Source organism: Pinisolibacter sp. DMC100, from assembly GCF_056313705.1.
Window position 1 is genome coordinate 525858 of the sequence record NZ_JBQUZT010000001.1, and the last position, 6249, is coordinate 532106.

Sequence of the window (6249 nt, forward strand, 5' to 3'; positions counted from 1 at the left end):
ATCCGCGCGGCGACGCTGATTCAGAGATCGGCGCGGGCGAAGGCGAGCGACACGTTGAGGCCGCCGAAGGCGAAGGAATCCGACAGCGCGACGCCGATCGCCGCCGGCCGCGCCGCGTCGGCCACCGGGTCGACGTCGATGTCGGGATCGGCGCCGAGGAAGTTCATCGTCGGCGGGATGATCGCATGCTCGAGCGCGGCGATCGTGGCGATCGCCTCGAGCGCTCCGGAGGCGCCCATCGCATGGCCGACCATCGACTTGGTCGACGACATCGGCAGGCGGCCGCCGCGGTCTCCGAAGACGTCGAGGACGGCGGCGGCCTCGCAGCGGTCGTTGGCGACGGTGCCGGTGCCGTGGGCGTTGATGTAGTCGACCGCCTCCGGGGCGATGCCGGCGTCCTGGATCGCCTTGCGGATGGCGAGCGCCATGCCGGTCGGATCGGGGGCGACGATGTCGCCGGCGTCCGAGCTGATGCCGCCGCCGAGGAAGCGGGCGATCGGCCTGGCGCCGCGCGCCGCGGCCCGTCCCGCCCGTTCGATCACCAGCATGCCCGAGCCTTCGCCGACGATCAGGCCGCGCCGCCCGGTCGAGAACGGCCGGCAGGTGTCGGAGGAGACGACGCGCAGCGCGTCCCACGCCTTGAGATAGCCTTCCGAATAGCAGGAGTCGGTGCCGCCGACGACGGCGACGTCGGCGAGCCCGCCGCGGATCAGCGAGGCGCCGACCATCATCGCGTGCGCCGCCGAGGCGCAGGCGCTGGTGACGCCGAAGACCGGGCCGCGCGCGCCGATCTCGCGGGCGATGCGGCTCGCCGGGGCGCTGCCCATGGTCTGCGGAATGGTCAGCGGATGGATGCGACCGTTGGCCTTGAACAGGCGGCGGAAACCGTCGTCGAGAACGTCGATGCCGGAATTCGCGGTGCCGATGACGACGGCGATGCGGTCGGGTTCGACGTCGCCGGCGCCGATGCCGGCCTCGCGCCAGGCGGCACGGGCGGCGACGGTGGCGAACTGGGCGAAGCGGTCGAGCGTCGCCAGCGAGCGGTCCTCGAAATGGTCGGCCGGAACGAAGTCGCGGATCGGCGCGCCGTTGGGGAAGCGTACGCCGAAGCCGAGATCGGCGATCGGCCCGATCGCCGAGCGGCCCTCGAAGATCGCCTGTGTGAAGGCCTCGACCGTCTGGCCGAGGGCCGAGACGATGCCGCGACCGGTGACGTCGAGTGCGCGATCCGTCGTCATGCGCCGCGCTTCTCTTCCGGGACGAAGGCGATCAACGTGTCGACGAGCTCGCCGACCGTGTCGAAGTTCGAATCCGCGGCGAGATTGACCTCGACGTCGAAGGCCTCCTCGACAGCGAAGACGACGTTGACGATGTCGATCGAGTCGATGACCACCTCGTCGCGACGGGTCTCGCGGGTCAGCACGGCCGTCTTGTCCTGGATCTCGGTCTGGATGAAGCCGATGATCCGGGCTTCGAGCTCCGGCCATCGCTTGCCCGTCTCCGCGACGGACGCCTCGACAGCATTGTCCGACATGAACTCACCCCTCGGAGTCGGGCGCCGGCGGCGCCCGCCTTTCGATCGCGGCGGGCCGGCCGGAACCGAGCATCGCGCTCTCGCCCTCTCCTGCCGCCTATCACGTTCCCGCCGCAGCGTGAAGTGAAGTCGGGGACAATCCGCATGACGGCTAAGTCGGGAGGATCGGTCCGGGACCCCCGTGGGGATGACCGGAAGCTGCGAAAGCGCTAATGTGCGCGCCGGTCGGGGCGTCGTGCGGTGGCGCGTGCCCGGACCGGCATCGCCGAAAGGAGCATCCGCTCGCGATCGAAGCCGTCGTACGATCGGGCCGCCCTCTCGCCAGCCTCTCGGGTGATCATGTCGTCGCTCTCGCCCTTCGAATCCTTCGTCAAGCGGAGGTCCCGGCTCGCCGGCCAGGCTCTTCTCGAGGGGCTCGGCGACGCCAATCCGTGGTTCGCGCGGGTCGACGCGCTCGAGGCGGCGGTCGCGGCGCGCGGCGGCGACTTCGTCTCCTTCGGCAACTACGACTATCTCGGCCTGTCGGCACACCCCGCCGTGCGCGCCGCCGCGGTCGCGGCGATCGAGACGGCGGGCACCGGCGTCAACGGCTCGCGTCTGGTCGGCGGCGAGCGCCTGTTCCACCGCGCCTTCGAGGCCGACCTCGCCGACTTCGTCGGCACCGACGCGGCACTGACGCTGGTCTCCGGCTATCTCGCCAACCTGTCGCTGATCCCGCATCTGCTGGCCGGCGACGATCTCCTCGTCGTCGACGAATATGCCCACAACTCGATCATGATGGGCGCCCGGGCGACGCGTTCGACGGTCAGGACCTTCCGCCACAACGATCTCGACCACCTCGACGAGATCCTGACCCGCGAGCGGAGCGGACACCGCAACTGCCTGATCGCCGTCGAGAGCCTCTACAGCATGGACGGCGACTGGGTCGACCTGCCGCGCCTCGTCGAGCTGCGCGACCGCCACGGCGTCTGGCTGATGATCGACGAGGCCCATTCGATCGGCGTCCTCGGCGCGACCGGCCGCGGCATCTGCGAGCACTACGGTATCGATCCCCGCCGCGTCGATCTGATCGTCGGCACCCTGTCGAAGACGCTCGCCTCGTCGGGCGGCTTCGTCTGCGCCCATGGGCAGGCGATCGAGTGGCTGCGCTTCACCCTGCCGGGCTTCGTCTATTCGGTCGGCCTGTCGCCGGCGGTGACCGCCTCCGCCCATGCCGCGCTGACGGTGCTGCGCGCCGAGCCCGAGCGCGTCGCCCGTCTCGCCGCCGTCAGCGAGGCTTTCCTCGCCGCCGCCCGTGCCGCCGGGCTCGAGACCGGCGCCGCCATGGGGCGCGGTATCGTGCCGATCGTCTTCCCCGACTTCCCCACCACGCTCGCCAGGGCCGCCGCCCTGCTCGCGCACGGCATCTACGCCCCGCCGGTGATCCAGGTCGGCGTGCCGCAGGATGCCCCGCGCATCCGTTTCTTCCTGTCGTCCGAGCACAGCCGGGCCGACATCGACCGTACCATCGCCGTCCTCGCCGCTCCGCTCGGCTGACGGCCCTCGACCTCGACCGCACGGGAGCGACATGGAACCGAGCCGGGCCGAAGACACGACCGAGAGCGCGGATCGCCGGCAGGCCACCGCTGCTTCCGGCTGCGTGCTGGCGGCGGACTTCGGCACCGGCGGCGTCAAAGTCGGCATCCTCGATCGCGGCCTCGCGCTCCTCGCCGTCACCGTCGAGGACTATCCGCTGTCGCGCCCCGCGCCGATGCGGGCCGAGCAGAACCCGGCCGACTGGTGGTCGGCGCTGGTGCGCGCCCTCGCCACGCTGCGCACGCTGCACCCGGACGCCGTCGACCGTGTCGGCGCCCTCGCCTTCGCGGCGCAGATGTGCGGCGTCGTCGCCGTCGACCGGGCCGGCAAGCCGCTGCGGCCGGCGATCATCTGGCTCGACAAGCGCGCCGTCGACGTCACCCGCACGCTGGTGCGCGGCTTCCCGCGGCTGTTCGGCTACAATATCCCGCGCGCCCTGACTTGGCTCAGCATCGCCAACGGCGGCCCGTCGAAGAACGGCATGGACCCGCCCTCCAAGATGCTGTGGTTGCGGAACGAGGAGCCCGAGGTCTGGGCGGCGACCGACAAGCTGCTCGACGTCCGCGACTGGCTCGTCCACCGCGCCACCGGCCGCATGGCGACGACGGCGGATGCCGCCAATCTCACCTGGCTGATGGACACCCGCCCCGGCCGCGAGGGCTGGTCGCCGACGCTCTGCCGCATGGTCGGCGTGCCGGTCGATCGTCTGCCCGAGATCGTCGACGGCAGCGCCGTCGTCGGCGGCCTGACGCCGCGCGCGAGCGCCGAACTGGGGCTTCCCGCCGGCTTAGCCGTGATCGGCGGCTGCGGCGACGTCGCCGCCACGGCGCTCGGCGCCGGCGCGGTCGAGCCGGGCGAGCTGCACGTCTGCGCCGGCACCAGCTCCTGGGTCGGCGGCTTCTTCCCCGATCGGCGGGTGAGCATCCGCCATTCCTATGCGACCATCACCTCGCCGCTCGGCTTCCGTCCGCTGCTGATCGCCACGCAGGAGACCTGCGGCGGCGCCTTCCACTGGCTGAGCGACATGCTCGGCGGTCCGACCGCCGAGAAGGACGAAGACATCGGCGCCCTGCTCGCCGAGGCCGGGCCGCGCGGCGACGACGATCCGCTGTTCCTGCCCTGGCTCGCCGGCGAGCGCTGCCCGGTCGACGACGACCGCCTGCGCGGCACCTTCCTCGGCCTGCGCTTCGGCCACGACCGGCCGACGCTGATCCGCGCGGTGATCGACGGCACGGTACTCAACCTCGCCTGGGCGCTCGACGTCGTCGGCCGCGAGAAGGGCGTGCGCCGCGACGCGCCGCTGCCGCTGGTCGGCGGTGTCGGCCAGAGCCCGGTCTTCGCCCAGGCGCTCGCCGATGCGACCGGCCGCACCGTGGTCTGCGCCGAGCCGCGCTTCGCCGGCCTGCGCGGCCTCGCCGCCCTCGCCGCCCCGGCGCTCGGCTGGAACCCGGACCCGGCCGCCGCCATTCGGGCCGTGAGCCGCGCGGCGGCGGTCGAATACCGCCCCGACCCGCGCGAACGTAGTCTGCTCGCTCTGCGTCGGCGGGAGTTCGACGCGGCCGGGCGGTGGCTCGTGCGCTGGTCGGCGGCGCGCCAGGCCGGCATCGACGGCTGGAAGAGGGAAGGGCGATGATCGACGGCCTGTTCAAGACCCATATCGACCCCTTGTGGGAACGCATCGCCCGGCCGATCGCCGAGGCCGGCTGGACCCCCAATCAGGTGACGATCGCCGGCCTCGTCCTGGTCGTCGTCGACGTCGCCCTGTTGCCCCTCCACGGTTCGCTCGCCGTCTTCGGCCTGGTGCTGCTGCTCGCCTTCGCCTTCGACGCGCTCGACGGCGCCGTGGCGCGGCTCTCCGGCCTGCGCTCGCGCCGCGGCGGCTGGCTCGACGCGGTCGTCGACCGCTATCAGGAACTCGCCGTCATGGCGGCGCTCGGCGCGGTCTCCGGCGCGTGGTGGGCGGCGATGCTCGGGCTCTCCGGCGCGTTCCTGACCAGCTACGCCAAGGCCCGCACCGCGGTCGAGATCCCGATCGACAACGACCGCTGGCCCGATCTCTTCGAACGCCAGGAGCGGATCTTCTTCCTCTGCGGTCTGACCATTCTCGCCGGCACGCTGTTCCGCGCCTTCGGCCAGGAGCAGGCGGCGCTGGTCGCCGGTCTGTGGATCTACGCCGGCCTCACCCACGTCACGGCGCTGCAGCGGGCGCGTCGCGCCTGGGCCATGCTGGCGCGCGCCGACGCGGAAGACCCGCTCGGGCCCCGCGCCCGCAGGGACGACGATCCGGCGTGATCGCCCTCAGGCGCCGCCGAGACGGCGGGCGAGGAAGCGCCGGAGATCGACGAAATAGCAGGCGAGATAGGCAAGGAAGACGATGATCAGCGCCGTCTCGAGCTCGACATAGGCCGCAATGACGAAACCCGTCGCCGCGCCGAAGTCGCCGTCCTTGGCGTGGAAGACGACGCCGTAGAAGGCCGCCGCCGCGACGACGGCGAGGCCGCCCCGGGCCCGCGCCCGTGCCGTGAAGAAGCCGCCGTCGCCGATCGCCCGCCGCGCCGGCCCGACCAGCGCGTGATGGATCGCGCAGAGGAAGATCGTCGTCGCCTGACCGGCGAAGAAGACGTAGGACCCGATCATGTGCATGCGGTGCTCCTCCGCCGTCGCGCCGAGGCGGAAGCGGGCGAGCCAGACCATGCCGACGCAGGTCGCCGTCATGCAGACCGACATGGCGACGAAGAGCCCCCGCACCAGTCGGTGGCGCGCCGGCCCGAGCACGGCCCGATCGGGCAGCTCGGCGGCGAGCATCCACAGGATGCCGTGGGTCGCCGGCCACAGCAGGAGCGCGGCGAGCGTCACCCAGAAGGCGAAGGGCTCGCCGATCGCCGGGTCGGAGATCGCCCGGCTGATGGTCGGATAGAGCGTCGCGTCGGCCCCCGGATGGCGGGCATGCCAGGCGATCCGCGCCCAGACGATTGCCGGTGCGACGATCACCGGCACCGCGAGGACCGGGAGCGCCGCGAGCCCGGCGAGGCGCGCGCGTGCGCGGCGGTCCTTCGGGTCGTTCGCCATGGAGGTGGGGTCGGTGAGGTCGCCGCTCATGCGCGTCCCTGCTGCGATGACGGCGGGAGAGTGGACGAGGC

At 72.3% G+C, this 6249-nt stretch carries 6 protein-coding genes; 3 read left to right on the forward strand and 3 right to left on the reverse strand.

Translation table 11 applies throughout. The features are described from left to right. Positions 1 to 20: 20 nt before the first annotated feature. Together ACT541_RS02495 and ACT541_RS02500 are read right to left on the reverse strand one after the other, a co-directional pair. Positions 21 to 1238 (reverse strand): beta-ketoacyl-[acyl-carrier-protein] synthase family protein, encoded by a 1218-nt coding sequence (locus ACT541_RS02495; protein ID WP_476134010.1) that lies wholly within the window; start codon positions 1236 to 1238, stop codon positions 21 to 23. Beyond that, the gene (locus ACT541_RS02500; protein ID WP_476134012.1) at positions 1235 to 1534 is read right to left on the reverse strand and encodes an acyl carrier protein; all 300 of its coding nucleotides are present in this window, start codon (positions 1532 to 1534) and stop codon (positions 1235 to 1237) included. Before ACT541_RS02500 ends, ACT541_RS02495 begins: the two co-directional genes overlap by 4 nt. Before the next feature lie 339 nt (positions 1535 to 1873). On the opposite strand from ACT541_RS02500, the gene ACT541_RS02505 reads away from it, so the two are divergent. The 3 genes from ACT541_RS02505 to ACT541_RS02515 are packed head-to-tail and all read left to right on the forward strand — an operon-like array spanning position 1874 to position 5401. Then, positions 1874 to 3070 (forward strand): aminotransferase class I/II-fold pyridoxal phosphate-dependent enzyme, encoded by a 1197-nt coding sequence (locus tag ACT541_RS02505; RefSeq protein ID WP_476134014.1) that lies wholly within the window; start codon positions 1874 to 1876, stop codon positions 3068 to 3070. A gap of 31 nt (positions 3071 to 3101) precedes the next feature. Then, positions 3102 to 4742: a xylulokinase gene (locus tag ACT541_RS02510; protein WP_476134016.1), complete on the forward strand. Its 1641-nt coding sequence runs from the start codon at positions 3102 to 3104 to the stop codon at positions 4740 to 4742. Next, positions 4739 to 5401 (forward strand): CDP-alcohol phosphatidyltransferase family protein, encoded by a 663-nt coding sequence (locus ACT541_RS02515; protein WP_476134017.1) that lies wholly within the window; start codon positions 4739 to 4741, stop codon positions 5399 to 5401. The genes ACT541_RS02510 and ACT541_RS02515 overlap by 4 nt, the downstream gene beginning before the upstream one ends. A 6-nt stretch (positions 5402 to 5407) precedes the next feature. On the opposite strand, the gene ACT541_RS02520 is transcribed toward ACT541_RS02515, so the two are convergent. Next, on the reverse strand, positions 5408 to 6249 hold an 842-nt coding region (locus ACT541_RS02520), incomplete at its 5' end, for a hypothetical protein (RefSeq protein ID WP_476134019.1).